This window comes from Amycolatopsis sp. NPDC041971 (assembly GCF_055588925.1).
Genome location: NZ_JBVJCE010000002.1, coordinates 386,685 through 411,011, shown reverse-complemented (window position 1 = coordinate 411,011; position 24,327 = coordinate 386,685). Strand labels below are relative to the sequence as shown.

General features: G+C 68.5%; 17 protein-coding genes. 5 read left to right on the top strand and 12 right to left on the bottom strand.

The window, feature by feature from the left end:
- Positions 1-356: 356 nt before the first annotated feature.
- The 9 genes from leuD to ACZ6DT_RS06910 all read right to left on the bottom strand — a co-directional run bounded on the left by leuD (position 357) and on the right by ACZ6DT_RS06910 (position 12,932).
- Positions 357-950 (bottom strand): 3-isopropylmalate dehydratase small subunit, encoded by a 594-nt coding sequence (gene leuD, locus ACZ6DT_RS06950; protein WP_465589842.1) that lies wholly within the window; start codon positions 948-950, stop codon positions 357-359.
- A gap of 5 nt (positions 951-955) precedes the next feature.
- The gene (gene leuC / locus ACZ6DT_RS06945; RefSeq protein WP_465589839.1) at positions 956-2,377 is read right to left on the bottom strand and encodes a 3-isopropylmalate dehydratase large subunit; all 1,422 of its coding nucleotides are present in this window, start codon (positions 2,375-2,377) and stop codon (positions 956-958) included.
- 173 nt (positions 2,378-2,550) lie between these two features.
- On the bottom strand, positions 2,551-3,570 hold the full coding sequence (locus ACZ6DT_RS06940) for a 3-isopropylmalate dehydrogenase (RefSeq protein ID WP_465590564.1): 1,020 nt from the start codon (positions 3,568-3,570) through the stop codon (positions 2,551-2,553).
- A 183-nt stretch (positions 3,571-3,753) separates the two neighbouring features.
- On the bottom strand, positions 3,754-5,478 hold the full coding sequence (locus ACZ6DT_RS06935) for a 2-isopropylmalate synthase (RefSeq protein WP_465589836.1): 1,725 nt from the start codon (positions 5,476-5,478) through the stop codon (positions 3,754-3,756).
- A 242-nt stretch (positions 5,479-5,720) separates the two neighbouring features.
- A complete protein-coding gene (locus tag ACZ6DT_RS06930) occupies positions 5,721-7,415 on the bottom strand; it encodes a long-chain fatty acid--CoA ligase (protein WP_465589833.1) in 1,695 nt (564 codons plus the stop codon).
- Between the two features lie 1,297 nt (positions 7,416-8,712).
- A complete protein-coding gene (locus ACZ6DT_RS06925) occupies positions 8,713-9,657 on the bottom strand; it encodes a DUF6114 domain-containing protein (protein WP_465589831.1) in 945 nt (314 codons plus the stop codon).
- A gap of 27 nt (positions 9,658-9,684) precedes the next feature.
- Complete coding sequence (locus tag ACZ6DT_RS06920; protein ID WP_465589828.1) at positions 9,685-10,293, bottom strand: DUF6230 family protein; 609 nt, start codon at positions 10,291-10,293, stop codon at positions 9,685-9,687.
- Positions 10,294-10,374: 81 nt separating this feature from the next.
- Positions 10,375-12,036, bottom strand: a complete 1,662-nt coding sequence (locus tag ACZ6DT_RS06915) for an FAD-binding dehydrogenase (RefSeq protein ID WP_465589825.1) — start codon at positions 12,034-12,036, stop codon at positions 10,375-10,377.
- On the bottom strand, positions 12,033-12,932 hold the full coding sequence (locus tag ACZ6DT_RS06910) for an alpha/beta fold hydrolase (RefSeq protein ID WP_465589822.1): 900 nt from the start codon (positions 12,930-12,932) through the stop codon (positions 12,033-12,035). The genes ACZ6DT_RS06915 and ACZ6DT_RS06910 overlap by 4 nt, the downstream gene beginning before the upstream one ends.
- 905 nt (positions 12,933-13,837) lie before the next feature.
- Between ACZ6DT_RS06910 and ACZ6DT_RS06905 the strand changes: the two genes are divergently transcribed.
- Both ACZ6DT_RS06905 and ACZ6DT_RS06900 read left to right on the top strand, forming a co-directional pair.
- On the top strand, positions 13,838-13,981 hold the full coding sequence (locus ACZ6DT_RS06905) for a hypothetical protein (protein WP_465589819.1): 144 nt from the start codon (positions 13,838-13,840) through the stop codon (positions 13,979-13,981).
- A gap of 202 nt (positions 13,982-14,183) precedes the next feature.
- Positions 14,184-15,545: a hypothetical protein gene (locus tag ACZ6DT_RS06900; protein ID WP_465589816.1), complete on the top strand. Its 1,362-nt coding sequence runs from the start codon at positions 14,184-14,186 to the stop codon at positions 15,543-15,545.
- Positions 15,546-15,610: 65 nt separating this feature from the next.
- Here ACZ6DT_RS06900 and ACZ6DT_RS06895 read toward each other — a convergent pair whose 3' ends face one another.
- A complete protein-coding gene (locus tag ACZ6DT_RS06895) occupies positions 15,611-17,365 on the bottom strand; it encodes an alpha-keto acid decarboxylase family protein (RefSeq protein WP_465589813.1) in 1,755 nt (584 codons plus the stop codon).
- A 161-nt stretch (positions 17,366-17,526) separates the two neighbouring features.
- On the opposite strand from ACZ6DT_RS06895, the gene ACZ6DT_RS06890 reads away from it, so the two are divergent.
- Both ACZ6DT_RS06890 and ACZ6DT_RS06885 read left to right on the top strand, forming a co-directional pair.
- Positions 17,527-17,883, top strand: coding sequence for a transposase (locus ACZ6DT_RS06890; RefSeq protein WP_465589810.1), 357 nt, complete (start codon positions 17,527-17,529; stop codon positions 17,881-17,883).
- 695 nt (positions 17,884-18,578) lie between these two features.
- Entirely contained in the window at positions 18,579-20,162 is a 1,584-nt protein-coding gene (locus ACZ6DT_RS06885; RefSeq protein WP_465589807.1) for a PHA/PHB synthase family protein, read from the top strand.
- A 101-nt stretch (positions 20,163-20,263) separates the two neighbouring features.
- Here the strand turns inward: ACZ6DT_RS06885 and ACZ6DT_RS06880 are convergent, their stop codons facing one another.
- Positions 20,264-21,952: a hypothetical protein gene (locus ACZ6DT_RS06880; RefSeq protein WP_465589805.1), complete on the bottom strand. Its 1,689-nt coding sequence runs from the start codon at positions 21,950-21,952 to the stop codon at positions 20,264-20,266.
- A 915-nt stretch (positions 21,953-22,867) separates the two neighbouring features.
- Here ACZ6DT_RS06880 and ACZ6DT_RS06875 point away from each other — a divergent pair.
- Positions 22,868-23,053, top strand: coding sequence for a hypothetical protein (locus ACZ6DT_RS06875; RefSeq protein WP_465589803.1), 186 nt, complete (start codon positions 22,868-22,870; stop codon positions 23,051-23,053).
- Positions 23,054-23,290: 237 nt separating this feature from the next.
- Here ACZ6DT_RS06875 and ACZ6DT_RS06870 read toward each other — a convergent pair whose 3' ends face one another.
- Positions 23,291-23,554: a hypothetical protein gene (locus ACZ6DT_RS06870; RefSeq protein WP_465589800.1), complete on the bottom strand. Its 264-nt coding sequence runs from the start codon at positions 23,552-23,554 to the stop codon at positions 23,291-23,293.
- Positions 23,555-24,327: the final 773 nt, after the last annotated feature.

Genomic DNA, 24,327 nt, shown 5'->3' with positions numbered 1-24,327 from the left:
GTATAGCTCCGCCCCCCCCCTCCCTCCCCCCCCCCCCCCCCCCCCCTCCCCCCCCCCCCCCCCCCCCCCCCCCCCCCCCCCCCCCCCCCCCCCCCCCCCCCCTGCACCGACGCCCCGCGTACCCCTGGCGCCATACCGGAAACAGTCCATAATGGACACAACGAACCGAGGTGCGCAAGCTGTCGTCACCGACAAGATTGCAATGGTGGATCAGCGCCGGACACCCCCACCGACCCCGACTCCGCGCCACCATCACTCCCGACCGGCGATGGTCCTGGCTCGACCAACCCGCTCCGCCGCACTACGCAGCCGAGACAACCAGATGATCTTGAGGCGACTGTCGGGAACCGCGCTGGTCACCGGTGGAGGGTGCGAGGCTTGTACGAAGGGCGCCGCGCTTCGTACTCCGCGATGCTGGATTCGTGTTCCAAGGTCAGGCTGATGTCGTCCAGGCCCTCCAGCAGACGCCACCGGGCGTTGTCGTCGAGCTCGAAATCAGCCGTGATCCCCTCGGCACGAACCTGGCGGTCGAGCAGGTCCACGGTGACCTCGGCCGCGGGGTCTGCCTCGGTCAGCTCCCAGAGCCGCTCGACGGTCTCTTGCGGCAGCACCACGGTCAGCAGGCCGTTCTTGAGGGAGTTGCCGCGGAAGATGTCGGCGAAGCGGGAGGAGATGACGGCTTTGAAGCCGTAGTTCTGCAGTGCCCAGACGGCGTGCTCGCGCGAGGAGCCGGTCCCGAAGTCCGGCCCGGCCACCAGCACGGTGGCCCCCTGGCGGGCGGGCTGGTTGAGCACGAACCGCGGGTCCTTGCGCCAGGCATCGAAGAGCCCGTCCTCGAAGCCGTCCCGGGTGACCTTCTTCAGCCAGTGGGCGGGGATGATCTGGTCGGTGTCGACGTTGCTGCGGCGCAGCGGGACGACCCGGCCGGTGTGGGTGGTGAATGCTTCCATGAGGTTCAGACTCCGGTGGTGAGGGGCAATTCGGACAGGTCGGCGGGCGAGGCCAGGTGACCGAGGACCGCGGTAGTGGCTGCCACCTGCGGCGAGACCAGATGGGTGCGGCCGCCCTTGCCCTGCCTGCCCTCGAAGTTGCGGTTGGACGTGGACGCGGCCCGCTCGCCGGGGGCCAGCTGGTCGGGATTCATGCCCAGGCACATGGAGCAGCCCGCGTGGCGCCACTCGGCGCCGGCGGCGGTGAACACCTTGTCCAGCCCTTCCTCGACGGCCTGGAGCGCGACGCGCACCGACCCCGGCACGACCAGCATCCGTAGTCCGTCGGCCACCGAGCGACCCTGGAGCACGGCGGCCGCGGCGCGCAGGTCCTCGATCCGCCCATTGGTGCAGGAGCCGAGGAAGACGGTGTCCACCGCGATCTCCCGCAGTGGCTGCCCCGCCCTCAGGTCCATGTACTCCAGCGCCTTCTCGGCCGCCAGCCGCTCGCTGGGGTCGGCGAAGTCCGCCGGGTCGGGGACAGAGCCCGACAGCGGAGCACCTTGCCCCGGGTTGGTACCCCACGTGACGAAAGGAGAGAGAGCGGAGGCGTTGATGACGACCTCGCGGTCGAAGGTGGCTTCGTCGGTGCGCAGGGCACGCCAGTCGGCGACGGCGGCGTCCCAGGCGGCGCCCTTGGGCGCGTGCGGGCGGTCCTTGAGATAGGCGAAGGTGGTTTCGTCCGGGGCGATCATGCCGGCCCGGGCACCCGCCTCGATCGACATGTTGCACACGGTCATCCGGGCCTCCATCGAGAGTTTCTCGATGGCCGGGCCGCGGTATTCGATGACGTGGCCTTGGCCGCCGCTGGTGCCGATCTCGGCGATCACGGCGAGGATCAGGTCCTTGGCCGTGACATCGGGGGGCAGCTCGCCCTCGACCGTGACGGCCATGGTCCGGAACGGCGCCATCGGCAGCGTCTGGCTGGCCAGCACGTGTTCGACCTGGCTGGTGCCGATGCCGAAGGCGAGGGCGCCGAACGCGCCGTGGGTGGAGGTGTGGCTGTCGCCGCAGACGATGGTCATTCCGGGCTGGGTCAAGCCCAGCTGCGGCCCCACCACGTGGACGACGCCCTGCTCGACGTCGCCCAGCGGGTGCAGGCGGACCCCGAACTCCGCGCAGTTCTTCCGCAGCGTCTCCAGCATCGCGCGGGAGACCGGGTCGGCGATCGGCTTGTCGATGTCGATCGTGGGGGTGTTGTGGTCTTCGGTCGCGATGGTGAGGTCGGTGCGCCGCACCCGCCGTCCGGCTTTGTGGAGCCCGTCGAACGCCTGCGGGCAGGTCACCTCGTGCAGCAGGTGCAGATCGATGTAGAGCAGATCCGGTTCGCCTTCGGCGCGCCGGACGACATGGTCGTCCCAGACCTTCTCCGCCAATGTCTTGGCCATGGACTTCCCTTCGAGCGAATGGATGGAACCGGAGCCGGGCAGGCACCGGATTTCACGCTGTGCTCGTGTGGAATGCCTCGTTTCACGAGACATCGAGGAACTTTCTTGGCCAGGCACCGCTTTTGCCCGAGCAGCGCCCGATGCCCGGTCAGGGCACTGGCGGGCGGAGCGGCTCAGCCCGCCAGGCGCGCGGCAAGTGCGTCGCCGATCTGCTCGGTGCCGCGGGGTGCGGCCGCGTCGCGTTCGGCGAGGTCGGCGGTGACGGCGGCCTCGATCCGCCGTGCCTCCTGTTCGTAGCCCAGGTGGCGCAGGAGCAACGCGACCGACAGGACGGTCGCGGTCGGGTCGGCCTTGCCGGTGCCCGCGATATCCGGGGCGGAGCCGTGGACCGGCTCGAACATCGAGGGGTGGGCTCCGGTGGGGTTGATGTTGCCGCTGGCGGCGAGGCCGATGCCGCCGGTGACGGCCGCGGCCAGATCCGTCAGGATGTCACCGAAGAGGTTGTCGGTGACGATCACGTCGAACCGCTCGGGCCGGGTGACGAAGAAGATCGTGGCGGCGTCGACGTGCAGATAGTCGGTGGTGACGCCGGGGTACTCGGCGGCGATCGCGTCGAAGGTGTGCTGCCACAGGTTGCCGGCGTGCACGAGCACGTTGTTCTTGTGCACCAGCGTCAGCTTCCGGCGCGGCCGGGCGTCGGCGAGCTCGAAGGCGTACCGGATCACCCGCTCCACCCCGTAGGCGGTGTTGACGCTCACCTCGGTGGCCACCTCGGCGGGGGTGCCGACGCGCAGCGCGCCGCCGTTGCCCGTGTACGGGCCCTCGGTGCCTTCCCGGACCACGACGAAGTCGACGGGCGGGCGGTCGCCGGTGTTCGGCTGGAGTTTGCCGGGGCGGAGGTTCACGTAGTGGTCGAAGGCGAAACGCAGCTTGAGCAGCAGGCCACGTTCCAGAACGCCGGAAGGGACGGTGGGGTCGCCGATGGCGCCCAGCAGGATCGCGTCATGGTGCCTGAGCGACTGCAGTTCGGCGTCCGGCAGGATCTCCCCGCCGGCGTGCCACCGCCGCGCGCCGAGATCGTATGGGCTGGTCTCCAGTTTCACGTCCGGCGGAAGCACGGCGGCCAGGACCTTCAGTCCCTCCGCCACCACCTCCGGGCCGATGCCGTCACCGGGGATCACCGCGAGGCGAATGCTACGACTGGTCGGCATGGCGTCTCTCTCCTTCGTTCGGGTGGTGGCAGCTGTTCGAGAGGTTTGCTCTTGGGCCCGGAACGGACCGGTTCCTTGTGGAAAACCGGCCCGATGTGCCCCGGAGCGGTGGCAGACCGCCGCCGGCTTCCCTTGGTCCGCGCGTGGCCGCGGACTCCGGGGTGCTCAGACGGCGGGCTCCGTCGCGGCCGCGGTCGAGGTGGCATACGGTGCGGACTGCTTCTCGTCCCAGGCTCGCCGGGCAGTGGCCAGCGCGGCCCTTCGGACCGCTTCCGTCTCCTCCTCGTGAATGCCCACGCCCCACAAGGAATGCCCGTTCAGGGCGGTCTCGCAGAAGGCGGCGTATCCAGGCCGCCCCTGGAGCCGCTCCACGGTGACGCCTTGGACCGCGCCGGGGGTTTCCAGGGCGGAGAACGCCCGGCACACCGAAATCTTCCAGTCGGCGGGCGTCCAGTCGGCGGTGGAAATCTCCACGGCGTCCGTCGTCCCCTCGTCGGACTCCGTGCCCGGTGCCACATACCGCTCCGTGAAAAGCTCCCAAAGCTCGTCCGCGCCCACTTCGCCACCAAGCTGCTCGCAGAACTCCTGCATGACATGGGCGAAGTCGATCTGCAACGGCCGGGGCAGGGTCAGCCCCTGCGTGCTGCGCAGCAGATGGGCGATGCCGCCCTTGCCGGACTGGGTGTTGATGCGGATCAGCGCCTGATAACTGCGCCCGATGTCGCGGGGATCGACGGCGAGGTAGGGCACTTCCCAGACGGCACCGGGATCCCCCGCCTCCTCCCGGGCTTTGAGCCCCTTGGCGATGGCGTCCTGGTGCGTGCCGGCGAAGGAGGTGTAGACGAATTCGCCCACCCACGGATGGCGAGCGGAGACCGGGAGCTGATTGCACTCTTCGACCACGGAACGGATGCCGTCCAGATCGCTCAGGTCGAGCATGGGGTCGATCCCCTGGGAGAACAGGTTCATCGCCAAGGTGGGCAGACAGACATTGCCGGTGCGCTCACCGTTTCCGAACAGGCACCCCTCCACCCGGTCGACGCCGGCGAGGAGGGCCAGCTCGGTCGCCGCGACGGCGCTGCCGCGGTCGTTGTGCGGGTGCAGGGTGAGGATGGTCCGGTCGCGATACGCCAGATTCCGGCACGTGTACTCGATACGGTCCGCCAGCTCATGAGGCGGGAAGCACTCCACGGTCGCGGGCAGGGCGATGCGGAGGGTTCGGTCGGTGCGGGGGGCGCAGTACTCCTGTACCGCGTTGCAGATCTCCACGCCGAAGTCGGGTTCGGTCTGGCTCCAGGACTCCGGCACGTAGGACAGGTAGAGCTCGGTCTCCGCCAACGTTTCCTGGAGCCGGACGGCGCGCCGGGTGCCCTCGAGGGCCAGGGCCACGGTCTCCTCGCGACTGGCACGGAAGACCACCCGTCGCTGCGCGACGGAAGTCGGGTTGATGTACTGCAGGACCGCCCTGCGGGCTCCGCGTACCGCGTCGACACTCCGGTCTATGGCGTCGGTCCGCATGGAGCAGAGGACCTGGATGATGACGTCGTCAGGGATGGAGTCCGTCTCGATCAGGTGCCGCACGAAGTCGTAGTCGTCCTGGGACGAGGCGGGGTAGCCGACCTCGATCTCCTTGAACCCCATGGACACCAGAAGGTCGAACATGACGCGCTTGCGGGCGACATCCATCGGCTCCAGCAAGGCCTGGTTGCCGTCACGCAGGTCCACGCTGCCCCACAGGGGCGCACGGGTGATGTGGCGGCTGGGCCAGGTGCGGTCTTCCAGCCCGATCGGCTGATAGGGAGCGTACTTGTGCACGGGCATTCCGCTGGCCGTCTGCGCGCCCATGTCCTGGGCGCGGAAGGCGCGGTGCCGATGTGGTGAAGGGCTCATCTCTTCCTCTTTCCTGGATTTCCGAGGCGCCATACCCGCCGGTGCGAGCGAAGTTCCGGCACAAGAACGCGAAATGGTTCCGGCGGGAGCGCGTCGGCGACCCTGCCGGAAGACCCGCCGCCGTCGAGGAAGATTTCCTCCAGCGCGGGGTATCCCTCTCGGGCCGCATACCCGGACGTGCTCGAGCCGTCGAGGGCTTCACCGTGAAGGCAGGAACGCGGGCGTCACCTGCCGACGAGCTCCTACTGCTTCATGGCGGGGCGACCGCCACGGTGCCTGCCGAGCCGCACGATGGGGAGCAGACCCTGCACGTACTGGTCGCGGATGGCCCGCTTGTCGTACTTGCCCACCGAGGTCTTGGGCACGGCCGGCAGGACCGCCCAGCGTTCGGGCACCATCCACGCGTCGATACGTTCGGCCAGGAAGTCACGCAGTTCCGCCGGGTCGATACCGTTGTGGCGCAGTGACACGGTGGCCAGCGGACGTTCGCCCCACCGGTCGTCGGGCACCGCTATGACGGCCGCCTCGATCACCTCGGAGTGTTCCATCAGCGTGTTCTCCAATCCCACGCTGGAGATGAACTCACCGCCGGACTTGATGACGTCCTTCACCCGGTCGGTCAACCTCAGATAGCCGTTCGCGGTGATCGCCCCGACGTCGCCGGTCCTCAGCCAGCCGTCCGCGGTGAAGTTCTCGGCCGGCCGCACCCACGCGGCCTCGTCACCGCCGTGATAGGCACACGTCACGTCGGGGCCGCGCAGCTGAAGTTCCCCTGTGGCCACCCCATCGCAAGGCACCAGTGCGCCGTCCGGGCCGACGAGCCGGAACTCCACCGACGGCGGGAACCGCCCCTGGCTGACACGGTAGGCCCACTCCTCCTCGGCGTCCGCCCCTCGGGGCGGCACCGCCGCGCTCACCAGCCCCATGGTCTCGGTCATTCCCCAGCCGTGCAGAAGCTCGATGGAATGCCGGTCCCGGTATGCGGCCATCAAAGCCGGCGGGCAAGCGGAACCGCCTACGTACGCCCGCCTCAGGCTTTCGGTGTTGTAGGTGCGGGTGTCCAGTTCGTCCAAGAGAGAAGACCAGACGGTGGGGACGGCGGCGCTGAAGGTGGGCCGCCCCTCGTCGATCATGCGGGCGAGCGATTCGGCCTGGGTGAACCTGTCAGGCAGCAACAGATCAGCGCCCGTGAAGAAGGCCGCGTGCGGGATGCCCCATCCGATCACGTGGAACATGGACGCTATCGGGAAAAGGGTGTCGTGCGGGCTGATGTCGTAATGACTCGGCGACAGCACCTGGAAGCAATGCAGGAATATCGACCGGTGGCTGTAGACCACTCCCTTGGGCTTGCCGGTGGTTCCGGTGGTGTAGCAGATCGTCGCGGCGGCACGCTCGTCCAGCCGCTCCTCCCAGGGGTAATCGCCGGGATGGTCGCTGATCAGCTCCTCGTAGTCATGTACTTCACCGGTGAATCCGGACAGCGCCTCACGGCCGCCACGACCGGCGACGATGATGTGCCGCACGGTTTCCGGCAACCGAGCGAGCACCGGGGCGAGCGATTCCGTCAGCCCCGCGTCCACGATGATGACCTCGTCCCCGGCGTGGCCAATGGTGTAGACCAGCTGGTCCACGGGCATCCGCCAGTTCAGGGTGTGCAGCACGGCCCCCATCGCGGGAACCGCGAAGAAGAGTTCGAGATGACGAGCGTTGTTCCACATGAGGGTGCCGACGACGCCTTGTTCGCTCCCCGCCCGGGTGCCGGGGCGCACCCCCAGCCGGTCACGGAGCGCATGCGCCAGCCGGGCGGCGCGCTCGGCGACTTCCGCGTAACTCCTTCTGTCGAACCCCGTTCCGTTCCAGGTGGACACGTGGGAGGAAGCGTGGACCGTAGCGCTGTACCGCAGGATGCGGGCAATGGTCAGTGGAGTGTCCGGCATCGTGCTGTGCATAGCGTGCCTCCGGAATTGGGTGCCTGCATCGGGCGGCGGTTCGCCGAGCGGCGCGATCCGTTGACAGGAAACATATTCCGGTGTTCTCGTCACTGGCAACCCTGCGTGGTTGTCTTGCGTGGCCACTGGCCGGAGGTCCCGGAAACCCGTTGCCGGCCGGCGTTCCAGCGCCCTTCCCCAGCAGTTCAATGCCCTCTTCGGCGACTACGCCCGGAACTCCGCGATCGTTGTCAGCACACGGAAAAGTACGGTGAGAGAGGATCGGGACTCGAGGTGAACCCGGCTTTCTCCCGCTTCCACATGAGACGAGATCCGCTTGTCGCATTGGAGGCGCGCGGGGGTGACGCGAAGCGACAGCTCGCTTTCGCTGTGTGCCGAGTACCACCCGCGCGCCAAAAGGGCGCCCTGGCAACGAATGCGCCTACCGGCGAGCAGGACATACGTCTACGTTCATTTGAGGCGATCAAAGGTGGCGTGTCCGTGAAGGCTTCCGGTGAGCGGCCCGCGGGGTGGTCGTGAGTGGCGATTCGGGTTCAATTGCGGGGTAACGCAAAGGTGTCGGGTCGTGGAGATCACTCGCGGCCGTGGGGTGACGGTGTCGCGAAAGCCACTTTCGGGACGCCAGGCGTCGCGAAAGTGGCTTTCGCAACCTGCCACCTCTGCCCTACCCCTCCACAAGTACATGAAGGCCCCCTTCCTTGCGCCTAGGTACAGGAAGGGGGCCTTCATGTACTTGGGCCACGCCCCGTCTCGGACCAGAAAGGCCTGTACTGGGCGGGAGACCCGATCGGCCGACTGTCACGACCCCAGCGCCGCCTTGGCCACCAACCCACACAAGACAAGGCACCTTTGCCTTACCTCGCAATGGTTCCTGGGGCACAGTCACTCCCGGACTCACCGGGCCTGCTGCGCGCGAACTCCGCGCGCGCTGTCCGGGTAGGCCGAGACGATGGTTCGAAGCCATGCAATCGATGCCCTGTCGCGCAACGGTTACCGTCCTGAGGGATCGGGTGCCGGACAGGAAGGCCGCCGCCCGTCCGGGTCGGCACGTATCGGCCCGCTGCGTCGCGAAATTCCCGAAGAAGGCTCACGAGGCACCACAGCACGTCGACCCGAGGGGGATGATCCCTCGGAGCCACGAAACGGCCGTTCGCCGCCACCGGGACTGTGTTCTGCGGGCGGTCGACACGTCAAGCGAGAGAAACACGTGCGGTACAACCAATCCCGCACCGGTGACACCGTGGCGGAAGCCGCCCGGCCCGACGCATCGGTCCGGGAAGCCGGGTCAGGTGATGGTGATCTTCGCGGCGGGAATGGTCAAACGGGCGTGGTTGAGGTCGGTGTTGACCACGGTCACGTCGGTGAAGGTGAGGCTGGGCAACACCAGCGGCGGAGGACGGTCCGGGGTGAAATCGACCGGGAGGCCGATGAGCCCGAGCACGCTCAGGGTCCCCTTCAGCCGCAGCGTGAGCAGCTCGATGGGGTGGCCGGTCGCGGTCGAGACGCTTCCGGGTGGTGCGGTGATCCTGCCAAGGTGGCCGTCGACCAGTTCGCTCGTCTGGACCAGGCTGGTGATGTCGATGCGGCTGGCGGTGAATCTGAGCACTTCGACCGGCACGCCGCCCACCCTGGTGGTGCCGACACCGTGGTACTGCAGGCCGTTCAACTGCAGGACGGAGGCCGTCAGCACCCACACCCGGCCGGCCGGGGCAGCGGTGGTGCGGGCGGAGGGGGCAGCCGCCGGGGCGACGACCAGTGCGGCGATGAGGAGGACCGTGATCCCCGCGGCCCTGGTCCGTGCTGGGCCCGGCCCGTCTTCCTGGTCGCGATCCCGCTCGCCGGTGGCCGGTGGCGCCCAGGAGAGAGCCAGGGCCCCGCCTATGAGTCCCAGCACGGTGCCGGCCAGAAATCCGCCGAGGTTGCTGGTGACCAGCGCGACCAGCGAGACGAGGATCGCGGTCACGCCGGCGGCGACCCGGTACTGCGGCCTGATCCACAGCGACACCGCGCAGATCAGGAGCAGGGCGCCGATCAGCAGCGCCGACACCCCGCCGATGGTTCTGATCGAGAGCACCAGGTCACCCAGCCGGAAGGAGGCGTACGGCGGAAGTCCTATCACGACGGAGGCGGGCAGCAGGAACATCCCGGCACCGAAGGGCCGGTGCCGTCGCCAGCCGCGGAATGCCCGCCATCCGGCCTTGATCCGCCCGAGCGGATCAAGGCCGATCATCGGTCCGGCCCGCGGCCGTCAGCCGACTCAGAAGCATTCATTCTTCCCACTCCTCAGCGACAACGCGAGATTCTTCAGCCGCAGCGTCTGCGCATTGGTGCTCCACGCCGTTTGCCGGAGCTGGCCGATCGTCGCGCCGCTGGCCTGCAACCCGAACGCTCCCGGCCTGCCCTTCGCCGCTTCCGGCCCCTTGGTCAGCTGAGCGGCGTCGATGCCGATCTGGGTGTCGGTCAGGCGGAGATCGCCGGTGAGCGAGGCGATCCCGATGATGATGTCCGTGGACTCCATCCCGCCCTGCCCACCCGAGAGGAGCACCAGGGTGACGTCCCCGACCACGGGCACCTTCGGCAAGAACACCGACTGGCAGAAGTTGTCCAGCGTGGCCTTGCGAAAAGCGCTCACCGCGACGGCGTGGGCTTGACCGCTGCCCTGGTCGACATCCCCGTACTGGACGAAACCTTCGCCCACCAGCTTGTCCGCGCTGATCTTGAACGACCCACCGGACACCGCGAACGACGCCGCGAGCGCTCCCTGCGACAGTCCAGTAAGCAGCAGCGCCGCCCCCGCCAGCGCCAGTCCGAAGATCCCGGCGAACCGGGCCCACCGCGTTCTTCCCCGCGATTCCGAGCGCTTCATGTTCCCGTCCTTTCCTCGGTCGCCCGGTCGTCGGGCGACCGGGCGACGCCTTGCTTCAGCATGGGGTGATCGTGGGACGGCTCAGGCCAGCCTTCTGCCGAGCGCGCGCCCGGCGACCCGGCCGGAGAAGATGCAACCGCCGAGGAACGCGCCTTCCAGGGCGTGGTAGCCGTGCATTCCCCCGCCGCCGAACCCGGCCGCCTCACCGGCTGCGTACAAGCCGTCGACGACAGACCCGTCCGGGCGCACCACCTGTGCGTCGAGGGTCGTCTGCACTCCGCCCAAAGTCTTGCGAGTGAACAGGTTCAGGCGGATCCCGTACAGGGGCCCGTGCGCGGGATCGAGCAGCCGGTGCGGGCGGGCGGTGCGCATCAGCCGCTCGACCTTGTACTCACGCAGGTTGCGCAAGGACATCAGCTGCAGATCCTTGGAGTAGTCGTTCCGTACCTGCAGGTCGCGCGTCGCGACCTCGTGCTCCACCCCCGCGAGGTCCAGCGGTGTTCCGGGGGTGAGCGCGTTCATCGCCTCCACGAGGGCGGGCAGCGTCCGGCCGACCACGATGTCCTCGCCGCGTTCGAGGAAGTCGCGCACCGGCTTCATCAGGCTCTTCTTCGCCCGCAACAGCAACAGGGCGCAGTTCTTGCCGGTGATATCGGGATTTTCCGCCGATCCCAGCAGGTCGAACTCCTTGTCCACCATCGTCTGGGTCATGATGAGCCACGAGTGGGAGTGGCCGTTCAGGGTCAGGTGCCGCAGGGTGTTCCCGGCCGTGTGGCCCGGGAACAGCGGTGGCGGCAGTCGCCGTCCCGCGGGATCCAGCCACAGGGCCGATGGGGCGGCCAGGAAGTGCGCCGCGTGGCGCGACCAGACCGGGCTGTGGTGCTTGAGTCCCTCGGGGTAGTGCCACATCCGGTCCAGGTTGACCACCGAGCCGCCGGCACGTGCGGTGATTTCCAGCATCCGCCCGTCGACGTGCGCCGGTACGCCGACGAGCATCGATTCCGGGAAATCCCCGAGGCGGTCGGTCGGCCAGTTGGCGCGCACCAGGTCGAGGTTGCCGCCCATACCGCCTGAGGTGACGAGCACCGCTTGCGCTCGCAGGTCGAACGTGCCGACCTCTTGCCGCGTGGAGGCCGCGCCGCGCGGCGCGTCCGAGGGTGCCAGCAGCGCACCGCGCACACCGACCGCGGCTCCGTCTTCGACGACGATCTCGTCGACCCGGTGCCGGTGCTTGAAGCTCACCGCCCCGCGTGCGGCGGCGTCGAGCACCGGGTCGCGGAAGGCCCGTACGACCTCGGGTCCGGCGCCCCACGTGGCGTGGAGCCGGGGCACCGAGTTGCCCGCCCCGGTCGCGGTTCCCGCGCCGCGCTCGACCCAGCCGACATTGGGCATCAAGGTCAGCCCGAGCATGCGTAGGTAGTCGCGCTTGACACCGGCGGCGAAGCCCAAGTACGCCTCGGCCCAGGCGCGAGCCCAGTGGTCTTCCCGGTCGCGGTCGAACCCCGCTGAGCCCAGCCAGTCGGACAACGCCGATTCCAGTGAGTCCTTGATACCCACTCGCCGCTGTTCCGGGCTGTTCACCAGCAGCAGGCCGCCCTGTGCCCAATGTGCCTGCCCGCCGAGGTTGGCTTCGTTCTCCTGCTCGACCACGAGCACCCGCCGTCCGGCCCTGGACAGCTCGAAGGTCGCGACGAGCCCGGCCAGCCCGGCACCCACGACGATGACGTCCGCCGCATCGCTCATGACAGCAGCTCCCCGTGTACCTGGTCGCCGCCGACGTCGGCGAGGAATCGACGAACCGCGCGGACCAGTTTCTCCGGGGCCTCCGACGGCAGCAGGTGGCTGGCGCTCGCGACCAGCGTCAGCCGTCCGTGGCGCAGTCTCCGGCGGGCCGCGATGCCTTGCCAGAACGGCAGTTGCCGGTCTTGGACGCCCCAGGCGACCAAGGTCGGCATCGGCAACTCCCGCAATCGGCGCAGAAAGGGGTCGCGCTGTCCGAAGAGCCCGATCGTGGAGCGTTGCAAGCGCAGGCTCGTCTCCAGTGCCACCGGGGTGGAGGCCACCCGGGTCTGGCTTGCCCACCAGGCCGCGTGGATGCGCCAGGGCCGGCACGATCCGGCCAGCGCCACCGCCGTGACGAGCAACCGGGGGCCCAGCGGCAGCACCGGGACCAGCAGCGGGGTCAGATCTCCCAGCGGGGTGATGGATTGCAGGATCGTGTACGGGTTGACGGCGCGTCCCAGGCCGGCGGAATCGACCAGCACCAGAGCCGACACCCGACTCGGTTGGTCCAGAGCCGCGTGAACCGCCACCGCGCCGCCCAGTGAATGCCCGGCGAGCACGAGCCGCTGCAAGCCGATGACACGGGCGAAGCGCCACACGAATGCCGCCAGCGCCGGGACCGAGGCGTCGGCGATCGGCTCGGTGTAGCCGTAGCCCGGGAAATCGACCGCGATGGCCCGGTAAGAGCCCGCGAGACCGTGGATCACGTCGTACCACTCCTCGGACACGGATCCTTGTCCCGGGAGCAGCAGGACGACCGGACCGGTGCCGACTGCCAGGTAGCGGGTGGCCGTGCCGTCCACGTCGATCCAATGCTCCTCGATCTCTCGCGCTTCCTCGGCGACAGAAGTGGTCATGGGGTTCTCCTTGCGTATGGGTGCGGACACTCCGGGACCACACGCGGTGCGGAGGCTCGACACCTGTACGGGCTCTCCTGCGACAACCCGGGAAAGCCGACGTTCAGACCGTAATACGCACCGCGCGGCGCGGGCAGGCGCACTTGAGGCGCTCGAGGGCGCGGATACCGCGTGGCCGCGCGCCGTTCACACAGAATCAATCGGTCACCGCAGCCGTCGACCGGTGCGGGATTCTTGCCTATGCGCGGCGATCGCGGTCGCCATAAGCCGGGGCCGCGCCGAATATGAGTCCGAATGGGTTGTTTTCCGCACGTTTAGAGACAACTGGAGACTTTCACTCCAACGGCTTATCTAAGCGGCTCGAAGCTGCGCCTAGCATCACTTTCCATGCCTACAACCTACGCTTACAGGGGTGAAAACAGCGCCAGAGCAGGCCTCGCGGGCAGTGCGGCGTCCGGCCCCACCCTTGGCGCGATATGCGATGACAAATGTGACATCGCTCTCAATTTCATTTCCTGGCGGTTCTCCTGGTTTTCGCAGTGGCGAAGCCGGATTCGCCGAGTAGGCACCTCGATCATGCGGATTCGCGACGTCCGATTGCGTTGTTCGGATGCGTGAAGACTTTCTCCTACGACCTTCGTAACGTAGCCGAGAAAGAAATCCGCCCCGGCCGTCTCCCGGACGGCAATCCGGATTCGACGCCGAAGCCCCCCGACGCCATCGGACCGTCTGATTTCGCCGCGACCGTCCGGCGACGCACCTTCCGGGTGGCTTCCTGAAGGGGCTGCTGTGCGGGCAGGGAAGAGGATGATGGCCGTGGCGCCGGCACTGCGACGTGATGGCGTGAGTGAGGCCGGAACCAGCGACACAAGACCGCACAACCATTGCGGCGCAAGGCGATCATCGTGCCGGAAGCGGCTCGCCACCCGTGGTTCGCCGAGCTGTGGATCACCGATGTCACCCCGGCGCCTTGTGGAACGCGGTGCGAGGCGTCGGCCACCCCGCTCGACCAGAATCGGAATCTTTTCCGCGACAAGCAGATGTCGTAGGCGGACACGGGTCTTTCCGCCGGCTCTGCGTCGTGCCCCAGCGGACGCGACCTGCCCGGCGTGCTCACCCGCGTCGCGCGACCCCTGTCTGCCCTGCCATCGCCGACCGGCACACCGGGAACTCCGCCTGACCGGCGACGCAACCGCCACCGACACCGAACTCACGGTTTCACTCTTCCAGGACACGAAGGAGACAAAGGTCATGAGTAGCCGACCGCCAGCGAGTCGGAAGGCGAACGAGCGACTGCGAGCCGTGATGGAGGAGGCGGGGTGCTCCAACACCGGCCTCGCCCGCCGGGTCAACCTGTGCGGCGCCGGGCGGGGGCTGGATCTGCGCTACGACAAGACATCGGTGGCCCGCTGGTTACGGGGACAGCAACCGCGCGGCCCGGCGCCCGCGGTCATCGCCGAGGCGCTCGGGGACAAGCTGGGCCGCCCGGTCACCGTGGACGAGATCGGCATGACGCCGGACACCAGCACGGCACCCGCCGCGGGGCTGCGGTTCGAGCCCGTCCTGACAGACGCACTTCACCACGTGCGCGCCCTGTGGCACAGCGACGCTCAGCGCAGTGGCCCGCTGACGGGCGAGGTGCTGCCGGCCTCCGTGCTCGTGCAGCCCAGTCGTGACTGGCTGATCGGTGTCCCGGACGACGTCGCCACCGACGACGGGCCTGCCGCGGACGACGTCGAGGCGGTGCGCGCGACGACCGCCGCGTTCGCCGATCTCGACCACCGCTATGGCAGCGCCGGCATCCGGCCCGTCGTCGTCCACTACCTCGACAGCGTCGTCGCCCGGCCGCTCGTGGACTCCCACCGCGATTCGGCCGGGCGGCAACTGCTCGGCACCGCCGCCCGCCTCACCGAACTGGCCGGGTACATGGCGGTCGACACCGGTCAGCCAGGCCTCGCACAGCGCTACTACATCCAGGCCCTGCGCCTCGCCCAGGCCGCGGACGACCGGAGCATGGGCGCGTATCTGCTGGCCTCGGGCATGAGCCGGATGGCACTCGCGCTCGGCAGTCCCCACGAAGCCGTCCAACTCGCCCGGGTCGCACAGGAAGGGACGCGAGGCGGGGCCACCCCCGAGGTGGAAGCGGTCTGCCATGTCGCCGAGGCCCGCGGCCACGCCATGTTGAGCGACGCGAAAGCCTGCAAGAGAGCCGCGGGCAGGGCGATCACAGCGCTGGAGCGCGGCGGCCGGGGCCGGGAACCGGCCTGGGTCGCGCACGTCGATCAGGCCTACCTGGCCGAGGAGCTTGCCCGGTGCGCCCGGGACCTCGACCAGCTCGCGACCGTCGTGCGCTGGTCTCGCGAAGCCGTTCAAGGATGTCCCCCCGGCTGGTCACGGCGCCGTGCGCTCAGGCTGATGCTCCTGGCCACGGCGCAGTTACAGATGGGGGACGTCGAACATGCCTGTCGCACCGCCAAACAGGCGGTCGAGGTGCTCAAAGGAGTGCACTCCGCGCAATGCGCCGTCGACCTCGTCGACTTCAGCGGCCGGCTGGGGGCGCTGGGCCACCCGGAGGAAGCACGCGAGTTCGCCGCCGCGCCCGAGGCGAACTGACCTGCCCGGTGCGCGAGCCGGTCCGGCGATGGGACGGCGCCGGACCGGCTCGCACGCGGCGTCGCTCACGGTACCCACTTGGCCTTGTCGGGCCGGTTGGCGGTCATGCGGTGGAACGCCGGTGGCACGTCGACCTTCCGCAGGGACGCCTCGATGAGGACGAGCCGGTCCGTGGTGGCGGCGGCCCGGGCGAGCGCCCTGTCCAGCTCGGCGGGGGTGCGGGCGGACAGCACAAGCGGGTTCGGTACGCCGAGCGCGGCCGGGACGTCGGACCAGTGCCAGCGGACCACCTCGTTGTAGACGGCGCTCGCCCCGTGGGTGATCCGCTCGACCGTGTAGCCGTCGTTGTTCACCAGGACCACGACGGGATTGACCCGGTGACGGCCGAGCACGCCCAGCTCCGGTGCGGTGAGCTGAGCCGCGCCATCGCCGATGAGCAGCAGTCCGCGCCGGGCCGGATCGGCGAGTTGCGCGCCGAGCAGCGCGGGGACGGTGAACCCGATGGATGACCACAGCGGCTGGGAAACAAAGCGGGCGCCGTCGGGAAACCGCTGCTCCACCACACCGATGAGCGCCGTCCCGCTGTCGGCGTAGACGGTGTGCTCGGGCCGCACGGCCTCGCCCACGGCTTTCCAGAGGTAGGACTGGGTCAGCGGCGTCCAGCGTCCGCACAACGTCCGGAAGAGGGCCGTGGCGGACTTCTTCACCACCGTCGGGAGATTCCCCACCGGCGGGTTCGCCGTCGAAGAAACCTGCCGTCGCGGCCCCGTGACGGACGCGCGGGCCGGCGGGCGCTCCTTGATCAGCGCCGTCAGTACCGTCAGGGCGGCGGCCAGCGGCACGCCGGGGAACTCGACGCCGTTCACCCGCGCGGTCGCCGGTCCGAGTTCGATGGCCTTCTCGGGATCGAATTCGTGCGTGAACTTGCCGGTGGCGTGATCGGTGAGCAGCACCCCCGCCATGATCAGCGGGTCCGCGCGGTCGATGGTGGCGCGAACGTCCGCCTCGCTCATGGCACCGGCGTACAGTCCGAGGAAACCGGGGGCCTGTTCGTCCACCACCGTCTTGCCCGCCATCAACGTCGCGTGCGGGAGCGGCCCGGCCGCCAGCAGCTCGGACAGCTCCGCGCGGGCGTCGAACCGGTCCACCAGGAAGTCCGCCAAGACCGCGACGTCGTCCGACTCGGCGAGCCGCGCCCGGGCGGCCGCGCGGAAGTTGTCCAGGCTGCCCGGATGCGCGACTTTCAGGTCCGGCCGATTCAGCGGCGGAAGCGGCGGCGCGGGACCGAGGGCGACGTCGCGCGGTACGCGCAGATACCCCGGCCGGCTCTCCCGCAGGCAGGCGGTCACCACGCGGTCGACCTCGAACAGGGCGTCCTCGGCGCGCAACACCGCGTCCGCGCACACCACCTGCCGGTGCGCTCGGGCGAACCGGTCGAAATCACCGTCCCCCATCGTGTGGTGGACCGCGCTGTCCGCCCTCTCGGTGTCCGTGGTCGGCCCGATCACGATGTGGAGCACCGGGACGCGCTCGGCGTAGCTGCCCGCCACGCCGTTGATCGCGTTCAGCTCGCCCACACCGAAGGTGGTCAACAGCGCGCCGAAGCCGTTGACCCGTCCGTAACCGTCGGCGGCGTAGGCGGCTCCCAGCTCGTTCGTCGTCCCGACCCACTTCATCCGCGGGTGGGCGACCACGCGATCGAGTACCTTCAGGTTGTAGTCCCCGGGCATACCGAACAGGTGCCGTACTCCCAAGGCGCACAAGCGGTCCAGGATCTGGTCGATCACCGTGGCGCTCGTTTCCGGTGGCCTGATTGTCATCTGCTTTCCTCTCTGGGCGTGGGAATCCGGCGTCGTACCGGTGTTCCGCCGGGACGCGGTGCGCCCGGTTCGTGCGGACCGCGCACCGGGGCGCGGTGGTCGAGCGTGCGTGCCCCAATTGCGCCTTGTGGCAACCTTTTCCGCTGCCCATGCTTTCCGGCATGGGAGAGGAGCTGTCCCGGCGCTTGGTGCCCGACCGGTTGTGGGCGGTGATCGGGCCGCTGGTACCGGAATTCGGCCCACGGCCGCAAGGTGGCGGCACCACCCCGCTGGAAGGCAGGGACGTCTTCACGGCGATCGTGTTCGTGCTCGTGAGCGGCTGCGCCTGGCGCCGGTTACCGCACACGTTTCGCGTGTCCCCCGCGACGGCGCACCGTCGCTTCCTCGCTTGGACCGAGGCGGGGGTGTGGGAATGCCTGCGACGGACGCTGGAGGAGCGCTCCGATCTCGGCGACGACCGGGAATGGGCGGTGGCGATCGTCGACCTCGCGCTCACCCGGACGGAGTGCCGCGGTTGACCCGCATCGTCGTACCCGCCGACGCCCGCTCGTCGTATGCGCTCCCCGCCGTCACCCTCTCCTGTCGCCCACGTCCGGTCGGCCTTGCCCGTACCGGACTGTTGGGCCGTACCTCGCGATACGTACGATGGTGAGCGGCTCGGCGGGCATGCTGCCGTGCATGGGAAATCCTCCAGGCCGATGTCACTTCCGGAATACGGATCCCGGATCTGCGGTCCGTGCCACCGACCGTATGCGGTGACGCGACGTGCGTCGCCCGTCGCGGCCGTCTCGCGTGGTGGGCCCATCGCCACGTGGCGCGCACTCGTTCGCCACCGCCCTATCCGGACAACTTGCCGTCCTGGATCCCGCGCGTTCGGCCCTGTGGCAGCGAAGCGGCGGAACGTGGGCCGCGACGGGTTTCGGCACGTCGCCCTCTCGCCCACGTGAGACAGCGCTCTGTCGGCGCACACGGCGTCGTGTTCGGGGCACGAGCCCCACGGCGAGCCACCTCGCTGCGCCTTTCACACCTCTGTGGCTCCCGGCGAAGCCGCGACCCCGCCAACGTGCCTGCCGACGCGCACCACGCGGTTCTACGGTCTTGCGGAGAAGTGAATGCCAAGGCTCGTGACCCCGCCACCGCCCTCCAGAGCCGGGCATCCGCCACCACCACAGCGAGGTTCGGTCGACCGCCGGTCCGGTGAGGAGCACGACCAGTGGAAGCGCATGACCCCGAGCAGCACACCCAGGACGGGTCCAAACCTTCGGTGTCACCACCGAAGGCCAGAGCACGGCGGTGGTATCGCGAAATGCTGAAGGCGGTCGAGGCCGGGCCGGATCCCGGTGACGAACGGTTTCGCGACACCGCCTGGAACTCCCCCGGTTACCGGATCCTGCTCCGGGGATACCTGGTGTGGCGCCGGCTGGTGCTGGCGAGCGGCGAGGTCCCGTTCGTCCCGGCGTGGCGCCGGCCGCAGGCACGGCTCCTGGCGGAACTCGTCGCCGAGGCGTCGGCGCCCGCGAACACCTTCATCGGCAACCCCGCAGCGCTCCGCCGAGCCGTGACCACCCGCGGCGCGAGCCTGGTCCGCGGCACGAGCAACCTCCTCGACGACGTGGTGCACCGCAAGGGCCGTCCGGCCAAGATGCCCACCGGTGCCTACCGCCTGGGCACGAACCTGGCCACCACACCCGGCCGGGTCGTGTACCGCGACGACTTGATGGAAGTGCTTCAGTACGAGCCGCAGACCACCGAGGTGCGCCGGGTTCCCCTCCTGTTCATCCCCGCGTGGGTGAACAAGTTCTATATCTTCGATCTGGCCCCGGGCCGGAGCCTCGTCGAATGGGCGGTCCGGGAAGGGTTCACGGTGTTCGCCATCAGCCAGCGAAACCCCCTGCCCCACCACGAACAAACGGGGTTGGACGAGTATTTTCAGCGGGTTTCGCTACGCGCGCTGGATGTGGTGCGGGAGATCGCCGGCTCCTCGGAAGTCCACTTGACCGGGGTGTGCGCGGGCGGGATGCTCGCGGCGTCCCTCGCCGCCTGGCTCGGTGCGGCCGGTGAGCCGGGTGCGGCGTCGCTGACGCTGCTGGTGTCCGCCCTCGATCACCTTTCGCCTGAGGACGGCGTGAACCGGTGGTCGGACCTGGAGATCAAGCTGCTGACCCGTGTCCTGGCCAACCGCGAGGGCCTGGTCGACGCCGGCCGCATCAGCCTGCTGTTCGACCTGCTGCGCTCGCGGGACACGCTGTGGCAACCGTCGATCTCGGGCTGGCTGATGGGGGACCGGCCGGAGCCCTTCGACATCTGGGCGTGGAGCGAGGACGGGGTGGCCGTGCCCCGCGTCCTCTTCGAGCAGACGCTGCGGTTGTCGATCGACAACACACTGGCCCGCGGCCGGCTGAGGCTCGCGGGCCGGCCGGTCGACCTCGCCGCAGCCACTCAGGACGCTTTCGTGGTCGCCGGTGTCCGGGACCACATCGTCCCTTGGCAGACGGTGTGGCGCGGCGCCCGGCTGCTCGGCGGTGACGTCGCGTTCCACTTGGTGCCTTCTGGACACGTGGGCAGCATCATCAGCCCGCCACGCCCCAAAGCCGCCTATCGGACAGGACCGACTCCTCTACCGGACGACCCCTCGGAGTGGTGGGCCGACTCGGTGCCACAACAGGAGTCCTGGTGGCAGGCATGGACCCGGTGGCTCGCGCCTCGTTCGGGACCATACATACCCGCCCGTGCCCCGGGGAGCGCCCGACATCCCGCCGGCGACCCCGCGCCAGGTCAACACGTGCGATCACGCTGACCAGCGCACCCGATGCTCATCACAACATCCACGCCCTCGTTCCCACAGCCGGTGCAAGGACACGGCCCCGTACCGGCCGCCGGTATCGGGCCATCCCGTACCTATTCCGGTTTCGCTTCGGTGAAGTGGTCCCATGCCGCTTCGACCATGCCGCTGGTGATCGCGCCCACCGCCGCACCGACGACCATGCCTCCAACGATGCCCACCGGACCGACGGCCGAACCCAGTGTCGCTCCCATGGTCGCCGACGTCAGCACCGCTGCCGCCGCCGCGCCGCCGGCGGCGCCTCCGACGACGGTCCCGGCGACCGAGGAAACCGTCGCCTTCACCGGTTCCTTCTTGTCGTGCAACACGTCGTAGCCGGCGCCCGCCAGTCCCCCGAGCACGCCGGCCCCCTTGCCGATAGTGCCGAGGGTGTTCGCCTTCGCCTGCACGTCGGAGTCGACTATTCCGCCGTTCGCCCGCTGACGTCGGGCCTCCTGCTCGACAATCGCGCCCGGCGTCTCGGCGACGGCCCCCGTGGCGGCGATGGCGGCTTTCACCGGATGGATGAAGTCCTCCCAGCCTCGCTTGGACCCGTCCGCGAACACTTCACCGGCGTCTTCGATCGCTCCTACCACGGCATGGGGCTCCTCTCGCGGCGTGGGCGCCGCGAGAGGACGCGGCCGACGCGCGTCGATGAGCCGATCGAGTTCCCTGCCCCCGTTCTTCTCCCACGTGCGATCGGCGGCTTCCACCGCTTCGGCCCAGTCGCGGTCGGCTTGCTTCTTGCCGGCCGTGACCACATCCTCAGCTCGCTGCTGACCCAGATCGACTGCCTCAACCTGCTCCGCCCGATCGCGACCGGCTCGCTTCTTCTCCGCCTTCGCACCATCCTCGGCTCGCTGCTGCCCCAGATCGACCGCCTCAACCTGCTCCGCCCGATCCCGCTGAGCCCGTTTTTTCTCAGCAACGGGGTCACCCTCCCCTCGCTGCGCCCGCAGGTCGATCGCCTCGATCTTCTCCATGAGGTCCCGGTCAGCCTTCTTCTTGGCTTTCTTGGCCTCCTTCTCCGCTCTCTCCCGGCCCAGATCAGCAGCCTCAACCCGCTCCGCCCGGTCCCGGTCAGCCTTCTTCTTGGCTTTCTTGGCCTCCCGCTCCGCCCTTTCCCGGCCCAGATCAGCAGCCTCAACCCGCTCCGCCCGATCCCGATCGGCCCGCTTCTTGTCCTCCTTCGCCCCCTCACGTTTCAGATCATCGGTCTCGGCCTGCTCCGCGCGGGCTCGGTCGGCCTTCTTCTTCACTTCCGTGGCGTTGTCCTCGGCCTTTTCTTTTTTACGGTCCGCAGCTTCGACCTGCTCAGCACGATCCCGATCAGCCTTCTTCTTATCGTCCTTGGCCTTCTTCTCGGCCCTCTCGTTGGCCATGTCGGCGGCTTCGACCTTTTCAGCCCGGTCCCGGTCGGCCTTCTTCTTGTCATCCGTGCCGTTACCGTTGCCTTGCTTGGCCCGATCACTGTCAGCCTTCTTCTTGTCGGCCTTGGCCTTCTTCTCCGCCCGCTCCCTGGCCATGTCAGCGGCCTCGACCTTCTCGGCCCGGTCCCGATCGGCGGTCTTCTTCTCCTGCTTGGCCGTCTTCTCGGCCCTCTCCCTGGCCATGTCGGCGGCCTCGACCTTCTCGGCCCGGTCTCGCGCGGTCTCCGCCGGCGGCTTGGCGTCCGCACTTCCGGCACCCAGCAACCCGAACGCCACCGTCAGAACCCCACCGGAAAGGGAATAGAGCGCGGTTTTTCCCACTGCCGATTTCTTCACGGTCGCTCCTCGCTAGATGAACACGAAGGAAAATCCGCGCAACGATCTGCTGTCGTCATTTCCTCCTCGCCTGACTGGACCTTCCGACAATCCCGCGAGCCGGTTCAGTGGAAATACATTCTCGATACACCGCACTCGGCACACGGAGCAGACTTGGCGTGCGAGAAACCGCGCGGCCGACAAAGATGCTCCGCGAAACGACGGCGGAAAACCTCACCCCGGCGACAGACGACGGCGACCACGACGAAGCCCTTGTGGACAGAAGTCGAAGCGGCGCGACGACGCTGACCCAGAACTCAACCCGTCTCTGCACAAGGGGCAGCAGCAGGCATCGGCGCCCGGACCTGACGGCGGACGCGCTCGTCGCGGCGTGGTGTGGGTGCTCTGCTGCTTCGCCGTTGTCGTCCTTGCCACCACCGTCGTCCTCGCAGCAGCGCTCGGGCGCCTCCGCCAACGTCCTCGAAACGTAGCGGTCATGCTCGAACGCGACGCGCACCCACTCCGGGGACGTCGTAAGCGATCTCGGCCTACGCCCGCCCCAGTTGTCGGATCGTCGGTCTGGGCTGGCCAGGAGACCAGGGGTTCCAGCCGGCGCGTAGACTTCCATTAGGTGGTAACGACCGAGCCGGCGCTCGTGGTGACGACGACGTTCGGCGAAGGCGATCAGCTGATCGTCATGGTGCTGCCGTTGCCCACGCCCTCATGAACCGCGGACATCGCACCACGGCCTCATTGCATGACGTCGGCGACGGCCAAGGGCGATCTCAGAGTGACCCGCCACCGGCCGAACCGAGTTCGAGGTAGCGTATCCGCCGAACAGCTGAAGGGATCCCGGGCATTGTGACTCGACGACTGTCAGCAGGCGACCGCCCCGGGGTCAAAGGCTTACTCGGTCCTGTCTGTCTCGTACTCAGCGTGCTCGGCTGGCTGCTCCCCTACGGCGAGGTGGCTTCGGTGCTGGCCTTGGCCGCCGGAGCGATATCGATGCTGACGGACCGTCAGTATCGGCTGGACGGTCTTGTCATCGCAGGCGTCTGCATCGCCGCACTCCAGTTGTTCTTCGGGCTGCTGCTTGTGATGATGGATCTGGCCGGCCACTAAGCGCGCCGATGAGGGCCTCGACATCAGCGGAGGCCGGATTGTTCCGATCGGCAGACAGGTGCGGCTCACGACCCCGCCGGCGCACCTGGTCGGCATCCACTCTTCACCCCAGTACCGGCGCTGCCTCTCGCGGAGATCGTTCCTCTGTTGCTCACAAACCGTGAGACGACGGACCGAGCGCGGTTCGTCGTCCGCCCCTTGGACAAGCAGATGATCGACGCCCAGGCCGGTCGCCGGTCAGTCCGTGAAACCGCCGGAGAGGTTGGCGGTGTTGGTGCTGCCGGGTGAGCTGCTGCCCCCGGACTGCGTCAGCAGCGTGCCGTCGACGGTGGCTGTCGCGACCAAGGTTCCGCCGCTGTGCCGCATGGTCAACTCGAATTCGTGGCGACCGGTGCCATAGGGGACCGTGACCGTCTTGCGCCAGGGCAGGGTGACGGCGTTCTCCTCGCCGGCCTTCCCGTCGAGGGTGAAGGTGAGGGAAAGGGTGGCCGTGCCGGTCACCTCAAGCTCCAGGAGGTGTTGCTTTGGCGCTTGGTTCGAGGTGGCCGCAGTACCCGCCGGTGGTGGCGCGGGCGTGGCCGGCGGCGCCGGTTCTCCGCACGCGGCGAGCAAGCCTGCCCCCAGCAGAACGATGACGGCGGTGCGCATCAGACCGGGCGGTCGACGCGCGCTCCGCGGAACCGGTCCCGGCCGCACTGGTACGGCCTCGTCGTCTGACCGGCTGGTGACCTCGAAATCAACACGAACCGTGTGAGGCAAGGAGCCATCCCGGCGGGCTCGTCCACGACGCGATGACGCTTGTCCGCGTCGAATCCCTTCCGATCAGCTTGCTCTCGGCACCCGGCCATGGGGAACGAGCCACGCCGATACGTGAACCATCTCACTTCGAGCAAGACGGTGACCTGTCCACACTCGAACTCACGTAGACAACGATAACCAGCGACGGGTCCCAAGAAACCGTCACCTTCGCCCCGTGAACGGAGTTCTCATGAATTTCATGCAATCGATCGTCAACCTGATCATCTCGGTCGGAAACATCAGCATCTTCTGATCGATCGGCGCGATGGCGTCCGGCAGCGACTCCAAGGCCGTGTCCAGCCCTCAGTGGCAGGACACGGCTTTTCCTTTGCGAAAGGGACAAAGCGACACTCTGTACACCAAGGTCATCTTCGGGTCACCCGATGGTGTGTCATGTCACCCGAACCAGTCCACCCGGTCGGGTGGTCACGAATTCCTCGTGCACTCAGAATGACACTCACACGGCTTGGGAAGTG